General features: G+C 70.9%; 15 protein-coding genes. All 15 read left to right on the top strand.

Annotation, left to right across the window (positions count from 1 at the left end; genetic code table 11):
- Positions 1–94: 94 nt before the first annotated feature.
- The 15 genes from Phou_RS12970 (at position 95) to Phou_RS12910 (ending at position 18,632) form a co-directional block, all read left to right on the top strand.
- On the top strand, positions 95–1,063 hold the full coding sequence (locus Phou_RS12970; RefSeq protein WP_173056281.1) for a TIGR03885 family FMN-dependent LLM class oxidoreductase: 969 nt from the start codon (positions 95–97) through the stop codon (positions 1,061–1,063).
- Positions 1,060–2,730 (top strand): alpha-amylase family protein, encoded by a 1,671-nt coding sequence (locus Phou_RS12965; RefSeq protein WP_173056280.1) that lies wholly within the window; start codon positions 1,060–1,062, stop codon positions 2,728–2,730. Before Phou_RS12970 ends, Phou_RS12965 begins: the two co-directional genes overlap by 4 nt.
- 159 nt (positions 2,731–2,889) lie before the next feature.
- Positions 2,890–4,158 carry a cytochrome P450 gene (locus Phou_RS12960; RefSeq protein WP_173056279.1) on the top strand — a complete coding sequence of 423 codons (1,269 nt, stop codon included), beginning with the start codon at positions 2,890–2,892 and terminating at the stop codon, positions 4,156–4,158.
- A gap of 173 nt (positions 4,159–4,331) precedes the next feature.
- Positions 4,332–4,739, top strand: coding sequence for a helix-turn-helix transcriptional regulator (locus Phou_RS12955; protein ID WP_173058312.1), 408 nt, complete (start codon positions 4,332–4,334; stop codon positions 4,737–4,739).
- A gap of 275 nt (positions 4,740–5,014) precedes the next feature.
- Positions 5,015–7,705, top strand: a complete 2,691-nt coding sequence (locus Phou_RS12950) for a sensor histidine kinase (protein WP_173056278.1) — start codon at positions 5,015–5,017, stop codon at positions 7,703–7,705.
- The gene (locus Phou_RS12945) at positions 7,702–8,106 is read left to right on the top strand and encodes a roadblock/LC7 domain-containing protein (protein WP_173056277.1); all 405 of its coding nucleotides are present in this window, start codon (positions 7,702–7,704) and stop codon (positions 8,104–8,106) included. The genes Phou_RS12950 and Phou_RS12945 overlap by 4 nt, the downstream gene beginning before the upstream one ends.
- Positions 8,107–8,130: 24 nt before the next feature.
- Complete coding sequence (locus Phou_RS12940) at positions 8,131–9,306, top strand: ABC transporter substrate-binding protein (RefSeq protein WP_173056276.1); 1,176 nt, start codon at positions 8,131–8,133, stop codon at positions 9,304–9,306.
- Between the two features lie 7 nt (positions 9,307–9,313).
- The gene (locus tag Phou_RS51070; protein WP_218578996.1) at positions 9,314–10,189 is read left to right on the top strand and encodes a branched-chain amino acid ABC transporter permease; all 876 of its coding nucleotides are present in this window, start codon (positions 9,314–9,316) and stop codon (positions 10,187–10,189) included.
- Complete coding sequence (locus Phou_RS51065; protein WP_218578994.1) at positions 10,186–10,590, top strand: ABC transporter permease subunit; 405 nt, start codon at positions 10,186–10,188, stop codon at positions 10,588–10,590. Before Phou_RS51070 ends, Phou_RS51065 begins: the two co-directional genes overlap by 4 nt.
- 53 nt (positions 10,591–10,643) lie before the next feature.
- Positions 10,644–11,123: a branched-chain amino acid ABC transporter permease gene (locus tag Phou_RS51060; protein WP_281365027.1), complete on the top strand. Its 480-nt coding sequence runs from the start codon at positions 10,644–10,646 to the stop codon at positions 11,121–11,123.
- Between the two features lie 3 nt (positions 11,124–11,126).
- Entirely contained in the window at positions 11,127–11,840 is a 714-nt protein-coding gene (locus Phou_RS52565; protein WP_173056275.1) for an ABC transporter ATP-binding protein, read from the top strand.
- A complete protein-coding gene (locus tag Phou_RS52560) occupies positions 11,840–12,568 on the top strand; it encodes an ABC transporter ATP-binding protein (RefSeq protein ID WP_173058310.1) in 729 nt (242 codons plus the stop codon). The genes Phou_RS52565 and Phou_RS52560 overlap by 1 nt, the downstream gene beginning before the upstream one ends.
- Before the next feature lie 6 nt (positions 12,569–12,574).
- Positions 12,575–13,363, top strand: a complete 789-nt coding sequence (locus Phou_RS12920; RefSeq protein ID WP_173056274.1) for a methyltransferase domain-containing protein — start codon at positions 12,575–12,577, stop codon at positions 13,361–13,363.
- A gap of 637 nt (positions 13,364–14,000) precedes the next feature.
- Positions 14,001–15,797 carry a glycoside hydrolase family 6 protein gene (locus Phou_RS12915; RefSeq protein ID WP_173056273.1) on the top strand — a complete coding sequence of 599 codons (1,797 nt, stop codon included), beginning with the start codon at positions 14,001–14,003 and terminating at the stop codon, positions 15,795–15,797.
- 153 nt (positions 15,798–15,950) lie between these two features.
- The gene (locus Phou_RS12910) at positions 15,951–18,632 is read left to right on the top strand and encodes an EAL domain-containing protein (protein WP_173056272.1); all 2,682 of its coding nucleotides are present in this window, start codon (positions 15,951–15,953) and stop codon (positions 18,630–18,632) included.
- Positions 18,633–18,743: the final 111 nt, after the last annotated feature.

Raw genomic sequence — 18,743 nt, 5'->3', positions numbered from 1 at the left:
ACTCCCGGCTTTTTGGTACGGAACCCACCCGACCTTAGCCGTCGCTGATGAACGACCGGTGTAAGACTGCGCGGAGAAGGGCACGTTGCTTCTCATGACCCTCTACGGCTTCCACGCCTCGCACGAGCAGATCGACCCGGGTGGCCTGCTCGCCGCGGCCGTCCGGGCCGAGCGGGCCGGCTTCGACGCGGCGATGTGCTCCGACCACTTCTCGCCGTGGAGCGAGCGCCAAGGTGAGTCCGGCTTCGCCTGGTCGTGGCTGGGCGCCGCGCTCCAGGCCACACGGCTTCCCTTCGGCGTCGTGACCGCGCCCGGCCAGCGCTACCACCCGGCGATCACCGCGCAGGCCATCGGCACGCTCGCCAGCATGTACCCGGGGCGCTTCTGGGCCGCCCTGGGCACCGGCGAGTACAGCAACGAGCACATCACCGGCGAGGCGTGGCCGCGCAAGGATGTGCGCAACGCCCGGCTGCGCGAGTGCGTCGACGTGATCCGGGCGCTGCTGGCCGGCGCCGAGGTGACCCACGACGGCCTGGTCACGGTCGATCGCGCGAAGCTGTGGACCCGGCCCGCCGAGATGCCGGCCCTGGTCGGGGCGGCGGTGAGCGTGGAGACCGCGCGGTGGTGCGCGGAGTGGGCCGACGGGCTGATCACCGTCGGCGCGCCGCACGATCACCTCCGGCAGATGATCGACGCCTACCGCGAGGCGGGTGGCCGGGGGCCGCTGCGCTTGCAGGTGCACGTCAGCTACGCGGCCGACGAGGACGAGGCGCTGCGGATCGCGCACGACCAGTGGCGTACCAACGTCTTCGCCCCACCGGTCTGCTGGGACCTGGAGATGGTCGAGCATTTCGAGGAGGCGGCCAAGCACGTGCCGCCGGAGGCGATGCACGACGTCGTGCGGATCTCCGCGGACCCGGCTCGCCACGCGGCCTGGCTCCAGGAGTACGCGGACCTCGGCTTCGACGCCATCATGGTGCACCACGTGGGTCAGGAGCAGGACGAGTTTCTGGACGTCTTCGGCGCCAAGGTGCTGCCGCAACTGCGTGGAGGCGCATCATGAGGCGTAGTACTACCGCCGACCTGTGGTGGAAGAACGCGGTCATCTACTGCCTCGACGTGGAGACCTTCTTCGACGCGAACGGAGACGGCTGCGGTGACTTCCACGGCCTCGCCGAGCGGGTCGGTCACCTCGACGAGATGGGCGTGACCTGCATCTGGCTGATGCCGTTCTACCCCACGCCGGACCGCGACGACGGGTACGACATCACCGACTTCTACGGTGTCGACAGCCGGCTGGGCAGCAGCGGCGAGTTCGTGGAGTTCCTGCGGGTCGCCCGCGACCGTGGCATCCGGGTGATCGCCGACCTGGTGGTCAACCACACCTCCAACCAGCACCCGTGGTTTCAGAGCGCCCGGTCCAGCCGCGAGTCGCCGCACCGCGACTGGTACGTCTGGCGCGACGAGCCGCCCACTGACGGGCCCGAAGGCGTCGTCTTCCCGGACCAGGAGAAGAGCCTCTGGGAGTACGACGAGGAGGCTGGGCAGTACTACCTGCACCGCTTCTACAAGCACCAGCCGGACCTCAACGTCGCCAACCCCGCCGTCCGCGACGAGATCGCCCGCGTGCTCGGCTACTGGCTCCACCTTGGACTGTCCGGCTTCCGGGTCGACGCGGTGCCGTTCCTGCTCGAGACCGAAGGCGCGCTGGACGCCGAGGAGCTGCCCGACCCGCACGAGTACCTGCGCGACCTGCGTGCCCTGCTGTCCCGCCACAACGGCGAGGCGGTGCTGCTGGGCGAGGTCAACCTGCCGTACCCGGACACGATGCGCTTCTTCGGTGACGAAGACGGCGACGAGCTCACGATGTGCTTCGACTTCATCGGCATGCAGCGGCTCTACCTTTCGCTCGCGCGCAAGCAGGCCGCTCCGCTCGCCGAGGCGCTGCGCGAGCGGCCGGCGCCGCCCGAGGACGGGCACTGGGCGACCTTTGTGCGCAACCACGACGAGCTGACGCTGGACAAGCTGAGCAAGGAGGAGCGGCAGGAGGTCTTCGACGCGTTCGGCCCGGACAAGAGCATGCAGCTGTACGACCGCGGCCTGCGCCGCCGCCTGCCCTCCATGTTGGACGGTGACCTCGACCGCATCCGCATGGTCTACAGCCTGCTCTTCTCGCTTCCCGGCACGCCGGTGCTCTTCTACGGCGAGGAGATCGGCATGAGCGAAGAGCTGAGCGTGGAAGGGCGTAACGCGGTCCGCACCCCGATGCAGTGGTCGGACGACGACAACGGCGGCTTCTCCAAAGCCGACCCGGAAAAGCTTGTCGCCCCGCTCGTGCGCGGCGAATTCGGGCCGGCCGAGGTGAACGTTGTCTCGCAGCTTCGCGACCCCGCCTCGCTGCTGTCCTGGATGAAACTGCTGATCCGCCGGTACCGGCAATCTCCCGAGCTTGCCTGGGGCCGGTACGAGGTGCTGTCCGTCGACGCCGATCAGGTGCTGGCACACCGCGCCGACCAGGACGGCGGAACGGTTGTCGCGCTGCACAACTTCGCCGACGAGCCGGTGGAGGTGACGCTGCGGCTGGACGGCCTGGAGCCCGGCGACAAGCTCGTCGACCTCCTCGCCGACGGCAGCACGCCGGTGGCGGACGGGGAGGTGAAGGTGGGCCTCGACCGCTACGGTTGTCGCTGGCTGCGGGTGGTCAAACCGGGCGAAGTGTTCCTCCCGTAGCGCCCTCCCGACCGTTAGTCCTCGTGCAAAGAACAGCCCTCACGTGCAATTCGCAACTTGCATCTATTGAGCCCACGTGAACCTCCAATTGCGTATCAAGAATCGCTATTGACTAAGGCCTCCGCGGTATCGCACGGTAGAAGTCCCGAGGAGGCAGGCATGGAGCTCAGGCCGTTCTCTGGCACGTATCTCACCGACCCGGCAGCTATTTGGCGGGATCTGCTCGACGGCCCCGAGCGGGTGCATTACGCCGACGATCTCGGACTGTGGTTGATCACAAAACACGCAGATGTACGCAACGCGTTGGGCGACAGTGAAGCATTCAGCAACGCGTTGACCCTATTGCCCATTTATGAGATGTGCCCGGAGGCGCTGGCGATCGTCATGGAGATCGACGCCCCTCCGACCACCGCGGCGGCCGACGCGCCGACGCATACGCGCACTCGCCGCGCGCTGCGGGCGACGTTCCCGAACACGTCCGCGCGCGTCAATGAGCAGTACGGCGCGATCGTGCGCCGGCGCGTCGACGAGCTGGTGTCCCGCCTTGTCGCCCGGCGGGGCACCGTCGTCGACCTCGTGTCCGAGTTCGCGGCCGAGCTGCCTCTGCTGGTCATCGTCGACCTCCTCGGGGTGCCGCCCGAGGACGTACCGGCGATCAAGAGCTGGTCCGACGGACAGATCGCGCTGATCTGGGGCCAGCCCGAGCCGGAGGAGCAGGTGCGGCTGGCGCGCGGGCTGCTCGACTTCTGGCGGTACTGCCAGAAGATGGTCACCCTCCGTGCCCAGGAGGGCGGCGGCGGCGAAGACTTCATCAGCAAGGCGCTGCGCTACCGGGCCGGCGACGACGAGATCCTGACCGAAAACGAGGTCGCGAGCTTCGCGTTCAACCTGCTGGTGGCGGGGCACGAGACGACCTCCGGCCTGATCGCGCACGGCCTCGACAACGCGCTGTCGGTGCCCACCCGGTGGGAGCGGCTGGTGGAAAACCCGGCCGGAGTGCCCGCGTTCGTGGAGGAGACCCTGCGCTTCGGACCGGCGATCGACGGCTGGCTGCGGCTCACCACGCGGGACGTCACGTTCGGCGAGACCACGATCCCCGCCGGCTCCCGTTGCCTGCTGCTGCTCGGCGCGGCCAACCGGGACGCGGCGACGTTCTCCCACCCGGACGTCTTCGACCCCAACCGCGCGGACGTCCGTGACCACCTGGCGTTCGGTTACGGACCGCATTTCTGCATCGGTGCGGCCCTGGCCCGGCTGGAGGCGCAGGTGGCGCTCACGGAGCTGACCGCGGCCGTTCCCGGCCTGCGGCTCGCCCCCGAGCACATCACTTCGTTCAAGCCGAATGTGGGTTTCCGGGCGCACAACGCATTGCCGGTCTTCGTTGAGACCTTCGCCCAGATAGACGATCGGACTCCGCGCGCGGCCTGACGGATCGTTACTATCCGAGTCGATCATTTGGAGTGGGTTTCCAGGGGTCGGCTGGGCCGTCAGAATGGGGAGCGGCGGGATTTTTCCAGAGGGTCCGTTCTTCGGATCCTGGGCCGGGTCGACTCGAAGGTGAGCACATGGACCGTGCGCCATCTGATGCTGCCCCTGATCCGATGGCCAGCCGCCGGTTCCGGCGCGAGCTGCGGCGCTGGCGCACCCGCAACGGGATGACCCAGCGCGCGCTCGCCGACCGCGTCCGGTTCAGCCGGGAGACCGTTGCCGCGGTCGAGTCCGGCCGGCGCTACGGCAGCCGTGAGCTGGCAGTGCGCTGCGACGAGGCGCTGGGCACCGGAGGACTGCTCGCCTCGCTCTGGCCCGAGGTGGCCCGGGAGCAGGCGGCCGCGGACGGGCGGCGCGGGCCGCGTGAGCGCGCCGCGCCACGCCCGCGCACACCCGCCGACGACATCGTGGCGATGATCGTCGACAACGGCGCGATGCTCGGCCCGACCGAGGTCGTCGTCGAGATCAACGAGCTGCGCACGGTCATCGACCGCGCCCTCAGCCGGGGCCACCGCCGCTAGGGCGGGCGGGGCAGGACGGCGGCCAGTCGTCATGGGCTCTTTTGTCACGGAGAGTGGTTGATCCTCTCCGTGCGGTACAGATGCAGGTACCAGTTTTCCGTACCACGGGCAACCCTGTTTGTCGCACCCCATGTGCGACCCAATGGGAATTGCGAGCTGCAACGTGCACATGGAACTGTGCCGACCACCCGTGGGAGTGAATCTTGGCGTCCGGTACAAAAGCCCATGCGGCCCGACCGGGCCCTCGGCAGCGGGGCTGGAAGATCGCCTCTCGCATGCGCATCATCGTGGCCGCGCCTCTGGTCGCCGTCGTCGGCTTCGCCGGCCTGGCGCTAGCGGGCAGCGTCCAGCAAGCCGAGCGGGCCAGTGACCTCGGTGTCCTCGCGCGCCTCGGCGCCGACGCGGGCGCCCTGGCTTATCAGTTGCAGCGCGAGCGGGTCTCCGCGGCCGATCTTCTGGCCACTGGCGGGACCCGCCAGGAGGACGCGTACGCGAAGCAGACGGCGGAGACGGACCAGGCGGTCGCCCAATACCGGCGGCAGCGGGCCCTCGTGCCGTCCGTGCCACCCGGCACCGCGGCCGTCCTGCAGCGGATCGACGGATCCATCAACGACCTGGGCCCGTTGCGGGCGCAGGTCCGCACCGCGGCAAACGCCTCGGTGTCCGCCATGACCTTCAGCTACCGCATCATCATCGCGGACCTGCTGGCGTACCGGGAGGCGACCGCGCAGGGCGTCGAGTCGGCGGAGATCGCCGACCAGATCCGCGCGTCGTCCGCCCTGTCCAAGGCCGGCGAGTCCGTGGGCCAGCAGCAGGTCGCGGTCATGCGCGCCCTGGCCGCCGGCCAGCTGACGCCCGCGATGCAGCAGGACATCACCGCATCGCGCACCGGCTTCACCGAAAACAGCCTGACGTTCCTCAGCCTGGCCAGCCCCGAGTGGCGGGTCTGGTGGGAGCAGGCCGGCAGTGGACAGGAGATCGTCGGCCTGCAGCGGCTGCAGGACCAGGTCTCCCGGGCCGAGACCGGCAGCAAGCTGCGGGTCGCCACCGCGGACTGGATCACCGCGACCCAGTCCTGGGCCCGCCGGCTGTACGAGGTGCAGCAGCGTGTCGACAGCGCGGTCTTCGACGAGATCGACGCCGCGCGCGTGGACGAGCGGCGCAACGCGATCCTCGAAGCGGCCGCGATGGCCGTGGCGCTCGCGCTCACCGTGCTCGTCACGTGGGCCGTCGCCCGCCAGATCACGCACCGCCTGCGGCGGCTGCGGGACGCGGCGAACGCGGTCGCCTTCGACGAGCTGCCCGCCATGGTCGAGGAGCTGCGCCGGCCCGACGCCTCGGTACACCCCGAGATGCTGGCCGCGCAGGTGACCACGAGCATGGACCGGGGCAGCGGCGACGAGATCGGCGAAGTGGGCGAGGCGTTCAACGCCGTGCACCGGGCCGCCGTCCGCACCGCCGCCGAGCAGGCCGTCATGCGTGCCAACACCGCGAAGATCTTCATCCACCTCAGCCGCCGCGAGCAGCGCCTGGTGGACTCGGTGCTGGCCCAGGTCGACCTCGTCGAGCAGGACGAGACCGACCCGGAGCGGTTGCAGCGGCTGTACACATTGGACAACCTGGCCACCCGGATGGCGCGGATCAACGCCAGCCTCCTGGTGCTCGGCGGCGTCGGTGTCGGCCGCATGCGGCAGGACGACGTACCGCTGTCGAAGATGCTCCAGGCCGCGCTCTCCCAGATCGAGCACTACGAGCGGGTACGCCTCGGCGTCGTCGACACCGACGTCGCGGTCTCGCGGGACGCGGTCGACGAGGTCGTGCACCTGCTCGCCGAGCTGATGGACAACGCGACCACGTACGCCCCGCCGGAGAGCGAGACCTGGGTGACCGCCCGGAGCCTCGGCGACCGGGTCATCGTCCAGATCAGCGACGAGGGCGTGGGGCTGCCCAAGGAACGGCTCGCCCAGCTCAACCACGTGCTCGCCCGGCCGCCGGCGATCGACGTCGCCGCCGTGCGGGCCATGGGTCTCGTCGTGGTCGGCCAGCTCGCCATCCGCCTCGGCGCGACGGTGGAGCTGCGTCCGGGCCCGCGTCTCGGCACGATCGCCGAGGTCGCGCTGCCCGGCAAGCTGATCCGGCCGGTGCCGGAGGACCAGGAGCTGCCGATCGCCGGCCCGTCGCTGTTCAACGGTGGGCTGGAGGCCGGCCTCCGCATGGACGGACCGATCCCGGTCAGCCCGGCGCCCGCCGGCATGCAGATCCCGCTGCCACGCACGCCGTACGCCGGGCCGTTGCCGGGCGCCGGAGGTGGCCGCCAGGGCCAGAACGGCGGCCCGCAGGCACTGGGGCAGAACGGCGCCCAGGGCCAGAGCGGCCTGCAAGGCCAGAGCGGCCTGCAAGGCCAGAACGGCATGCAGGGCCAGAACGGCATGCAGGGCCAGAACGGTGGGATCCCCGCGCGCAACGGCGGTGCACTTCCGAGCCGGCCGGCCGCCCCTCCGCCGCCACCTGACCCCATTTCGGCACAGGGCCGGGCACCGGTCCGCGAGATCGACCAGACCCAGGAGCTGATCATCTTCGAGCAGGTCAACAGCTGGTTCCGGGCGGATCACGATCACGCCGTCGGGCTGGAGCCGACCGAGGCACCGAGCCCGCCTGCCGTCGAGTCGCCGGTACCGCCGGCCGTGGCCAACTGGAGCACCCCCGGTGACGACGGGTGGCGCGCCGCGTCCCAGCTCGAGACCCCGCAGGTGGTCGGTACCACCCGTACCGGCCTGCCGATCCGCAAGCCGCAGGCACACCTGATCCCCGGCGCGGTGCCGCCCAACGGCGACCAGGGCCGGTCCGAGCGGCGCGACCCCGCGCAGGTCGCTTCCGCCATGTCCGCGTACGCCCGCGGTGTCGCGGGCCGCCGTCCCCTGGCCAACGCCACGCCCAACAACGACGCGACAGGAGAGCCTTCGTGACCAACCAACGAGACCTCGGCTGGATGCTCGACAGCTTCGCCGAGCGCGCGCCGGACGTCAGCCACGCCATCGCCATCTCGGCGGACGGGCTCATGGTGGCGGCTACGCGCGCACTGCCGCCGGACCGGGCCGACCAGCTCGCGGCCACCGGCAGCGGGCTCGTGAGCCTTCTGCGCGGCGCCGCCGCCTTCTTCGACGCCGGCTCGGTGATCTCCAACGTCACCCAGCTCGAAGGCGGGTTCATGTTCTCCATGGCCTTCAACGACGGTGCGTCGCTGCTCGTGCTGGCCACCCCGAACTGCGACGTCGGAAAGGTGTCGTACGAGATGACGGAGCTCGCGAACCGCATCGGCGACGCTCTGACCCCCGCAGCTCGGTCCGCCCTTACCCACTCACGCTGAACCCGACCCCCGGAGTACCCATCCATGCGTATCCACAAGATGACCGCCGCGCTCGTTGCCCTCGGCCTGGCGGCCACCGGTGCGACGGCCTGCGCCGACGACAGTGCCGGAGCGAGCGGCACGCTCAAGATCGGGCTGCTCGCCTCCCTCTCCGGCACGTACCAGGCGATCGGCACGGACATCCGCGACGGTTTCCAGCTCTACCTCAACATGCACGGTGGCAAGCTCGGCGGTCACCAGGTCGAGCTGATCGTCGCGGACGAGGGTGACGGCGCGCCGACTGCCGTGCCCGCCGCCACCAAGCTCGTCAAGCAGGACAAGGTCGTCGCCCTCACGGGTGTCGTCGGCGGTGGCTCCGCCGCGGCGATCCAGCCGGTGCTGGCGCAGGCGAAGGTCCCCTTCATCGGCGCGAACGGCCGCCCCGAGCTCAAGGACATCAGCCACACCTGGCACACGTCGTACCTGTCGAAGGAGACCGGCGCGGCAATCGCCCAGTACGTCAAGGACAACGTGGACGGCAAGGTCTACGCGATCGGACCGGACTACCAGGGCGGCTGGGACCAGCTGGCCGGCTTCACCGACGCCTACACCAAGGCCGGTGGCGAGCTGGCCAACGAGGACGGCAAGACCCGCTTCACGCCCTTCCCGGCGACGAAGAACTTCACCCCGTACTTCGCGCAGATCAAGGCCTCCGGAGCCGCGGCGGTCTACACGTTCTACGCGGGCGCGGCGGCGATCGACTTCGTCAAGCAGTACTCCCAGTCCGAGGTCAAGAACCTGCCCCTGTACGCGGCCGGCTTCCTGACCGAGGGCGGCGTGCTCAACGCGCAGGGCGACTCGGCCCGCGACGTGTACTCGGTGCTCAACTACTCGCCCGACCTCGACAACGCGCAGAACCGCGAGTTCGTCGCCGCGTGGAAGGCCGACCACGACGGGCCGCCGACCACGTACGCGATGGCCTCGTTCGACGCTGCCGCGGTGCTGGACAAGGCGATCGGGGCGGCCGGGGAAAGCCCGACCGCGGCGAGCATCAACAACGCGATCGCCGGGCTCGGCCAGATCGAGAGCCCGCGCGGCGCGTGGCAGTTCTCCAAGAAGACCCATTCGCCGGTGCAGAAGTGGTACCTGCGGCAGGTCCGCCCGGACGGCCGCGCGCTGTCCAACACGGTCGTGGGTGACCTGGCGACGGTCGGCGAGTAGTAACCGCATGGGTGAGCTGGATCCGTACCTGATACCGGCGCTGGACGGCGTCGCGTACGGCCTGCTGCTTTTCGTGGTCGCCGCTGGGCTGGTGTTGAGCTTCGGCGTAGCCGGAATCCTCAACCTGGCCCACGGCACCCTCTACGCGATCGGCGCCTACACGGCGGCGTGGCTGGCCGACGGTGGCTGGGCCGCGGTGCCGCTGGCGCTGGTCGCCGGGGTGATCGCGTCCACGGCGGCGGGCACCGCGCTCGCTGGGCTGCTCACGCCGGTGAAGCGGGGCGACCATCTGACCCAGGCGCTGCTGACGTTCGGACTCGCGCTGGCCGGCGGAAGCCTGCTGGTCAGCGCGTTCGGACCGGAAGACCTGCCGGTGCGCGTGCCGGCGGCGCTGGACCGCTCGGTGGACGTCGCCGGGCACTCCTACGCGGCGTACCGGCTTGTCTTCATCGTGGTCGCGGCGGTGATCGCGATCGGCCTGTACCTCGTCGTGACCCGCACCCGCGCCGGCATGCTGGTGCGGGCCGCGGTCGACGACCCGCAGATGGTGGCCTGCCTCGGCGTCGACCCCACCCGCGTGCGGGTCGGCGTGCTCGCGGTCTCCGGCGCGCTCGCCGGGCTGGCCGGCGTGCTGGGCGCGCCGATCATCGGGCCGGGGCCGAGCACCGCCGCGACCGTGCTGCTCCTCTCGCTCGTCGTGGTCGTCCTGGGCGGCCTCAACTCCGTCGCGGGCACGCTGCTCGCGGCCCTCGCGGTTGGCGAGATCCAGACCCTGGGGGTCGCCCTCCTGCCGACGGCCGCACCTTTCCTCTTGTACGCGGCCATGGCCCTGATCCTCGCCGCCCGCGCGCGAGGGCTGCTCAGCCGGTGGAGTACCGCGTGAAGCGGCTCCTGCCGGTCGCGACAGTCGCCGCCGTGGCCGTCGCCGTCGCGGCGCCGTGGATGGTCGACGACTACACCACGGCGACGCTCGCCCGGCTCCTCGTGCTCGGCCTCGTCGGGGTGAGCGTGGCGCTGCTGACCGGCGTGACCGGGCTGCCGACGCTCGGGCAGGCAGCGCCGTTCGCCGCCGGCGCGTACGCGGCCGCGCAGCTCGACACCGCCGCGGTGCTCCCGCAGCTGATGGTGGCGATCGGGGTGGGCGCGGCGTTCGCGCTGCTCACCGCGCCGCTTGTGGTGTACGCGAGGGGCGTCTACGTACTCATGATCACGCTGGCGATCGGGGAACTGGCGATCACCGTGGCCAGCCGCTGGAAGTCGATGACCGGGGCACCGACGGCCTGATCGCGGCACCCTCGCTCGACACCGACCGGACACGCTACCTGTACGCCCTGGCGGTGGTCGGCGTGATCGTCACCCTCGTGCTGCTCGCCCTCCGCTCGCCGGCGGGGCTGCTGCTGCGGGCCAGTCGCGATGGCGAGGCGCGGATGCGGGCCAGCGGCCACCCGGTGACGGCGTACCTGACCGGGGCGTACGTCGCGGCGGGCGGCATCGCGGGCGCGGGCGGCGCGCTGCTGGTCACCACACAGCAGTACGTGTCGCCGGCCGACTTCAGCTTCGACACCGCCGCTCTCCTCCTGCTGGGGGTGGTGATCGGCGGCGCCGGCTCGATGCTCGGCGCGGTCGTGGGCACAGCGCTCGTCTTCGCCGCCCGCGACTGGTTCTCCGGCCTGCTGCCCGGACACGCGCCGCTGCTGCTCGGCGTGCTGTTCGTGCTGACGGCCTACCTCCTGCCACGCGGGGTGGCGGGATTCGACTGGCGCCACATCCGCATGCCGGTGCGGGGCGCCACAAGACGCGCAAACCAGGAGGCGTAAGCGGTGGACATCCTGATCACGGAGGCACTGACCCGGCGGTACGGGTCACTCGTCGCCGTCGACCGGCTCGACCTGCGCATCGCGCCGGGCGAGCGGCGGGCGGTCATCGGGCCCAACGGCGCAGGCAAGACCACCCTGCTCGACATGCTGGCCGGCGCGATCCGGCCCAGCGGCGGGCGGGTCCGCTTCGACGGGCGGGACATCACCGGGTACGGGCCGGCCCGGCGCGCGCGGCTGGGGATCGGCCGGATCCACCAGCGCCCGGCCGCCTGGGCATCACTGACCACATTGGACAACGTGGCCGTGGCGGGGGCGCGGCACAGGGGTGGCGTGCGGCAGTCCCGCCGTCCCGCGGTCGAGCTGCTCGACCGGCTCGGCCTCGCCGACCTGGCCGGCGTGGAGGCGGGGCGGCTCTCGCACGGCCAGCTCCGGCAGCTGGAGATCGCGATGGCGCTGGCCGGCGAGCCCCGCCTGCTCCTGCTCGACGAGCCGGCGGCCGGACTGTCCCCTGTGGAGTTCGAGCGGTTGGCCGAGGTGCTCCGCGACCTGCCGAGCGAGGTGACGCTGCTGCTCGTCGAGCACCGCCTCGACCTCGTGTACGCGCTCGCCGACGTGGTCACCGTCCTGCGCGACGGCCAGTACGTGGTCACCGGCACGCCCGACGAGATCCGGGTGTCGCACGCGGTACGCCAGGCGTACAGCGGAGCTGTCGCGTGATGGCCGCGGCGCTGCGCGTCGACGACCTGTACGCCGGCTACCACGGCGGGCGGGTGCTGCACGGCGTGGGGCTCAACGTCGAGGCGGGCACCGTGCAGGCGCTCGTGGGCCGCAACGGGGCGGGCAAGACCACGCTCGTGCACGCGATCGCCGGCCTGCTCCGCCCGTACTCCGGAGTGGTGGAGGTCGGCGGCACGAACCTGGCGGGTCGCCCCGCACATCAGGTGGCGCGGGCCGGTGTCGGGATCGTCCCGCAGGGACGGCGGGTCTTTCCCAGCCTCACCGTGTCCGAACACCTGAAGCTGGCGGCCCGGCACCAAGAGGGTCCTATGTGGACCATCAAGGGCATGCTGGAGTTGTTGCCCCGCCTGGGTGAGCGGCTGGAGCACCGCGGCGACCAGCTCTCCGGCGGCGAGCAGCAGATGCTCGCGATCGCCCGCGCGCTGCTCACCCAGCCGAGGGTGCTGTTGCTGGACGAGCCGTCCGAAGGGCTCGCGCTCGACCTGGCGGAGCGGGTGCGCGGCCTGATGACCGGCCTGGCGGAGGCCGGACTGAGCCTGCTGCTGGTGGAGCAGCGGCTCGACCACGCGATCGAGGTGGCGGACCGGATCGCAGTCCTGGATTACGGGCGCGTGGTGTTCGACGCGCCAACCGCGCAGGTGCGCGCGGACCCCACGACCGTCCAATCGATGCTCAGCATCGACCAGCCACTACCGCAAGGGAGCTGACCCGCTGTGCCGACCGGCTACTCGTTCGACAACCACGCACCCGAGGCCGACGCCCAACTGGCCACATTGGAGGCATTCCTCGACCCGCTGACGGGCGCCCGCCTCCGTCCCCTCATGCGCGCCGGCGCGACCTGCTGGGAGGTCGGCGCGGGCGGCGGCTCGGTGGCGCGCGTCATGGCCACCGCCGTCGGCCCGGAGGGGCACGTCGTCGCATCCGACATCGACCCGTCTCACCTCACCGCCACGGGCAACCTCTCCGTGGTGCGGCACGACGCCCGCACCGAGCCGCCACCGGAAGCCGGCCCGTACGACCTGATCCACGCCCGCCTCCTCCTGCTCCACCTGCCCGAGCGCCGCAAGGTGCTGGCCGAGATGGTCAACGTCCTGGCCCCGGGCGGGTGGCTGGTCGTGGAGGAGTTCGACTGCACGGCGCCGCTGCGCGTGCTGACCGCGCCGACCGACGACGCGGCCAAGCTTTTCCAGCAGGTGATGGAGGCGATCCTCGGGGTACTGCACGACGGTGGCGCCGACCTGGCGTGGGCGCAGGACGTGCACACGGAGATGGCGCTCGCCGGCCTGACCGACGTCGACACCGTCACCCATTCCCAGAGCTGGACCGGCGGCTCCTCCGGCGCCGCACTGCACGACCTCAACTCCCGCACCCTCGAGCCGCGCCTGCTCGCCGCGGGGATCTCTTTGGACCAACTGCGCGCGTTCCGGCAGCTCTCCCGCGACCCCGCGTTCTCGTCCCTCTCGTACCAGTTCGTTTCCACGCGCGGCCGCAAGCCGCTGTAGCTCTCCCTTCCCTCACCCTTTCGTCGCGCGCGGGGCCGCCCTCAGGCCCCGCGCGTTTTCACGAGATCCATGTCCCGGGTCCGCGTCAGCGGCGGACCGTCGCTCCCGCCGGAGACCGCGCGGGTCGGCGGCTCGCCAGGGCTCGCCGAACCCCCGACCCGCGCTGCCGCGCCCGCGCGCCAAGCCCGCGCCGGCCCGCGCGCAGATCTCGGCGCTGTTGGCTGCTCAGATCCACCCCAATCGGACCCTTCGCGCGGGTCCCGCGAGGGGTGCGCGTATCGAGTCGCGCCGATGCGTCCGATCTGTCGTGTTGCGGAAATCCCTGGTAGGAATCGCTTTCTTGCAGGGACGCTTGTGCGTGGGAGCCCTCCCATGCAAGACTCGCTCTACGCATTCGGGGGAGCCGATGCGAGTGAGCTTCGCCAGGGCACGCGGGCCGGCCTCCAGCCGCTCCGCACGGCGAGACCACTGCCCCCAGCCTTCAGGCTGGGCGGGGTTTTCTCCATCTCCAGCTTGCCTTCCGGGCCGGCGAGCTACCCGTTAGGCGTGCCTGCGGCGCGCGCGTCCGCAACGCCCGCGGCCCGCCACGCCAGAGCCTCCCGCTCTGGTGCCGCGCGACGAAGTAGGAGTTACAGGAATGAGACTCGTCTCGAGTCGTACCCGGAAACAGCGCCTCGCCATTGGTGCGGTCGCTGTGCTTGGCTTGGGCGGCCTCTCGGTGATCCAGGCTTTGCCAGCCAGCGCCGCCGCGGGTTGCAGCGTGACCTACTCGGTCACCGGTTCATGGAACAACGGCTTCCAGGGCAACATCGTCATCCGCAACGTGGGTGACGCGTGGACCTCGTGGAACCTGACGTTCTCGTTCGCCAACGGCCAGCGCGTGTCGCAGGGCTGGGGCGGTCGCTTCACGCAGAGCGGCACGCAGGTGACGGTGGCCAACGAGTCGTGGAACGGCTCGGTTGCCAACGGCGCCAGCGTCAACCCGGGCTTCATCGGCAGCCACACCGGCACGAACACCAACCCGACCTCGTTCGCGGTCAACGGGGTGGCGTGCACCGGCTCGCCCGTGACGAGCAACCCGACCTCGGCGCCGCCGACCAGCCGGCCGCCGACCTCGGCGCCGCCGACCAGCCAGCCGCCGACCAGCCAGCCGCCGACCTCGAACCCGCCGACCACCGGCCCGCCCGGACAGCGCGTCGACAACCCCTACGCGGGTGGGCGTGGCTACGTGAACCCGGAGTGGAAGGCCAAGGCGGAGAGCGTTTCCGGCGGTAGCCGGATCTCCAGCAACCCGACCGCAGTGTGGATCGACCGGATCGCCGCGATCGAGGGCACCGCTGGCAGCAGCTCGAACGGCCCGATGGGCGTCGAGGACCACCTGCTCGAGGCCGTGCGCCAGGGCGCGTCGTACATCCAGTTCGTGATCTACAACCTGCCCGGCCGCGACTGCTCCGCGCTGGCCTCCAACGGTGAGCTCGGCCCGACCGAGATCGGTCGCTACAAGACCGAGTACATCGACCCGATCGCCGCGTACCAGAACGACGCGCGGTTCCGCAGCCTGCGCATCATCAACATCATCGAGATCGACTCGCTGCCCAACCTGATCACGAACGTGGCGGGCCGGCCGACCGAGGTCGCGATGTGCAACACGATGAAGTCCAACGGCAACTACGTCGCGGGTGTCGGCTACGCGCTGGCCAAGCTCGGCGCGAGCCCGAACGTCTACAACTACATCGACGCTGGCCACCACGGCTGGCTGGGCTGGGACGACAACTTCCGCCCGACCGCCCAGCTGCTGGCCCAGGCCGCCCGCGCCGAGGGCAGCACCATCGCCAACGTGACCGGCTTCATCACGAACACGGCCAACTACTCGGCCCTCCAGGAGCCGTACATCACGGTGACCGAGCAGACCCGGCCGTCCAAGTGGATCGACTGGAACCGGTACAACGACGAGCTGTCGTTCGCCCAGGCGTTCCGCACCGAGCTGATCTCGCAGGGCTTCTCGTCGAGCATCGGCATGCTGATCGACACCTCCCGCAACGGCTGGGGCGGCTCGGCCCGTCCGACCGGCCCGGTCACCACGGGCACGCTGGACGAGCAGATCAACGGCTCGAAGATCGACCGCCGTATCCACAAGGGCAACTGGTGCAACCAGAGCGGCGCCGGCCTCGGCGAGCGTCCGCGGGCCAACCCCGGTGCGACCGGCATCGACGCCTACGTCTGGGTGAAGCCTCCGGGTGAGTCGGACGGCTCCAGCACCGAGATCCCGAACAACGAGGGCAAGGGCTTCGACCGCATGTGCGACCCGACCTACGGCGGCAACGCTCGTAACGGCAACAACATGTCCGGTGCTCTTGCCGGCGCGCCGATCTCGGGTGCTTGGTTCCCGGCGCAGGTCACGCAGCTCATGCAGAACGCGTACCCGCCCCTGTAAGCGACCGAGCGCATACACAGATAGCAGAGTGAGATGAAAGAGCTGCGGGGTCCGGGCGACGCGCCCGGACCCCGCGGTCATTTCCGATTGCCGCGCGGCGCACGCAAGATCGGCGTAGCCTCGCAGGTGTCGGGAGATCTGACCCTGGGCGTGTTGACGCCCTTCCTCGGCGGCTGGTACTTCGGTGGCCTGCTGCGCGGGATCGCACGCTCCGCCGCGGTGGAGGGCGCGACGCTTGTCGCCGTCCAGACGCAGGACGCGGGCACCGACCAGACCGAGGTTGAGCCCTCAGACCTTTCGTACCCGGTCGCCTGGCAGCGGGTCTCGGGCTTTGTCGTGATCATCAACGCGGTGCACCCGAGCTACCTCGCCGCGATCCAGGACACCGGCAAGCCGGTCGTCATCGTCAGCCACGAGGTGCCGGACCTGGACTGTCCGGTGGTGGTGCCCGACAACGGCACGGGAATCCGGGACGCGGTCGAGCACCTGGCCGGACACGGCCACGAGCGGATCGCGTTCGCCGGCTACCTGGGCGCCAAGGACATCCGCGAGCGGTACGAGGCGTACCGCGAGGCGCTCCTGGCGCACGGCATGGAGCCGGATCCCGGGCTGCTCTTCCCTCTCGAAGACAACCAGATGTCCAGCGGTGAGGCCGCCGCCCGCGTGCTGATCGGCGCCGGCATGCCGGCCACCGCGGTCATCACCGGCACTGACGCCAACGCGATCGGCCTCATGCAGGGCATGACCGCGGCCGGGTACCGGATGCCGGAGGACCTCGCGGTCGTCGGCTTCGACGACGTGCGCGGCGCGCAGTACAGCCTGCCCCGCCTCACCACCGTCAACCACCCCGTCGACACCATCGGCCGTACCGCCGGCGATCTGCTCGTCCGCCGGATCCGCGGCGAGAACGTGCCGCGCGGGCCGCGCCCCGTGGACACCTCGCTCGTGGTCCGCGAGTCGTGCGGCTGCCACCGGGACGGCGCGTCCGAGCCGCGTGCCCTGCCGCCGCTGGCCCGGCTCGAGGCCGAGGGACGCGCGCACTTCCGCGAGCGCACCCACCTGCAGGGCATCCTGAGCAAGCAGTACGTGGTGAGCATGGACCTGCTGCGCGCGCACGAGGAGGACCCGCGCCGGCTGAGCTGGCTCGGCCGCACCAGCGCGCGGGCCGGCAGCCTGGGACTCTGGGCCGAGCGCCGCCGCCCGGCCAGGACGGACAGCGAGCGGAGCGAGCGCGACAAGCACCGCACCGATCCGCCACTCGACCTTGTCGGCGTCTACATGCGCGACAAGCCGGCCGCCACCCAGCCGCTGGTGACCCCGGTGAGCGAGTTCCCGCCGGCCGACCTGCTCGACGTGGCCCGCCAGGATGTCGACGCGGTCACGTTCGTGGTGCCGGTCAAGGTGGACGGCAGCGACTGGGGCCTGCTCGCGGTGGTCGACGCGGTCGAGACCCGCACCGGTACCGGCCGCGAGCCGATCAACCACTGGGCGGCGCTGCTCACCGTCGCGCTCGACTACCAGCAGGTGCTCGCGACGCTCCGGGAGCAGGAGGAGCGGCTGCGGATGGCCGCGCAGTACGACCACCTCACCGGCCTGCCCAACCGTGCGCTCTTCCTGGAACGGCTCCGCGAGGCGATGAGCGAGGACCGCGAGTTCGCGGTGCTCTTCGTCGACCTCGACGGCTTCAAGGTGGTCAACGACAGCCTCGGCCACGCGGCCGGCGACGCGCTGCTGATCCAGGTCGGCAACCGCATCTCGCACAGCCTGCGCGAGCGGGACACCGCGGCCCGTTTCGGCGGCGACGAGTTCCTGATCCTGCTCGACGGTGTCGCCGACCCGTACACCCCGACGCAGGTGGCCGAGCGCATGCACGCGGCGCTGGCGCCGCCGTTCCGCCTCCAGGGGCAGGAGGTCGTGGTCACCGCGTCGATCGGCATCACGCTCGGCGGCGCCCGGTACGCGGACGCCGAGGACCTGGTGCGTGACGCGGACATCGCCATGTACTGGTCCAAGTCGCAGCGGAAGGGCTCGCACGCGCTCTTCGACGTCGCCATGCACGCGAAGGCCGTCGTGCGCCTCCAGATCGAGACCGAGCTGCGGCGGGCCATCGAGCGGGGCGAGCTCGAGGTGCACTACCAGCCGATCGTGCAGCTGGTCGGCGGCCGCACGCGCGCGTTCGAGGCGCTGATCCGGTGGCGCCACCCGACCCGGGGGCTGGTGCTGCCCGAGCACTTCCTCGCGGTGGCGGAGGAGACCGGCCTGGTGATCCCGATCGGCCGGTGGGTGATCGCGGAGTCGTGCCGGCAGCTGGCCGCCTGGCAGCGCACGCCCGGCCGCGAGGACCTGCGGATCAGCGTGAACATCTCGAACCGCCAGTTCTGGCAGGGCGGGCTCGTCGACGACGTGACCGAGGCACTGCGGGTGTCCCGCCTGCACCCGCGCAACCTCGCCTTCGAGATCACCGAAGGCGTGATCATGAACAACATCGGGCTTGCCCGCAAGATGCTCGAAGACCTGCACAACCTCGGCTGCGAGCTGCACATCGACGACTTCGGCACCGGCTACTCGTCGCTGGAGGCGTTGCACCGCCTGCCGATCGACGCGCTGAAGATCGACCGCTCGTTCGTGGCGCGGCTCGGCGTCGACACCAAGAGCAGCGCGCTCGTGCACACGATCGTGCTGATGGGCGGCAACCTCGGGCTTCAGCTCATCGCCGAGAGCGTGGAGACCGAGGAGCAGCGCGAGCACCTGCTCCGCCTCGGCTGCGCCTACGGCCAGGGCCACCTCTTCTCCGAGCCGGTGCCCGCCGACGAGGCCGAGCGCCTCATCTCCTAGCGCCGGCACCCCTCCCGCCGTTGACCAGGGACTTCGTGCCGTGGCGCGCCGGCAGACACGCCCACCAAGTCCCTGATCAACGGGCGGGGGGCGGTCAGCGGCGGGGGCGGC

The organism is Phytohabitans houttuyneae, from assembly GCF_011764425.1.
In the GTDB taxonomy this organism is placed as follows: domain Bacteria; phylum Actinomycetota; class Actinomycetes; order Mycobacteriales; family Micromonosporaceae; genus Phytohabitans; species Phytohabitans houttuyneae.
The sequence above is the reverse complement of the archived record's forward strand: the minus strand, read 5'-3'. Positions and strand labels throughout refer to the sequence as shown.

Coding starts and splice junctions, on each gene's coding strand:
- Phou_RS12970 (WP_173056281.1), top strand. CDS start 95: ATGACCCTCTACGGCTTCCACGCCTCGCACGAGCAGATCGACCCGGGT.
- Phou_RS12965 (WP_173056280.1), top strand. CDS start 1,060: ATGAGGCGTAGTACTACCGCCGACCTGTGGTGGAAGAACGCGGTCATC.
- Phou_RS12960 (WP_173056279.1), top strand. CDS start 2,890: ATGGAGCTCAGGCCGTTCTCTGGCACGTATCTCACCGACCCGGCAGCT.
- Phou_RS12955 (WP_173058312.1), top strand. CDS start 4,332: ATGGCCAGCCGCCGGTTCCGGCGCGAGCTGCGGCGCTGGCGCACCCGC.
- Phou_RS12950 (WP_173056278.1), top strand. CDS start 5,015: ATGCGCATCATCGTGGCCGCGCCTCTGGTCGCCGTCGTCGGCTTCGCC.
- Phou_RS12940 (WP_173056276.1), top strand. CDS start 8,131: ATGCGTATCCACAAGATGACCGCCGCGCTCGTTGCCCTCGGCCTGGCG.
- Phou_RS51070 (WP_218578996.1), top strand. CDS start 9,314: ATGGGTGAGCTGGATCCGTACCTGATACCGGCGCTGGACGGCGTCGCG.
- Phou_RS52560 (WP_173058310.1), top strand. CDS start 11,840: ATGGCCGCGGCGCTGCGCGTCGACGACCTGTACGCCGGCTACCACGGC.
- Phou_RS12915 (WP_173056273.1), top strand. CDS start 14,001: ATGAGACTCGTCTCGAGTCGTACCCGGAAACAGCGCCTCGCCATTGGT.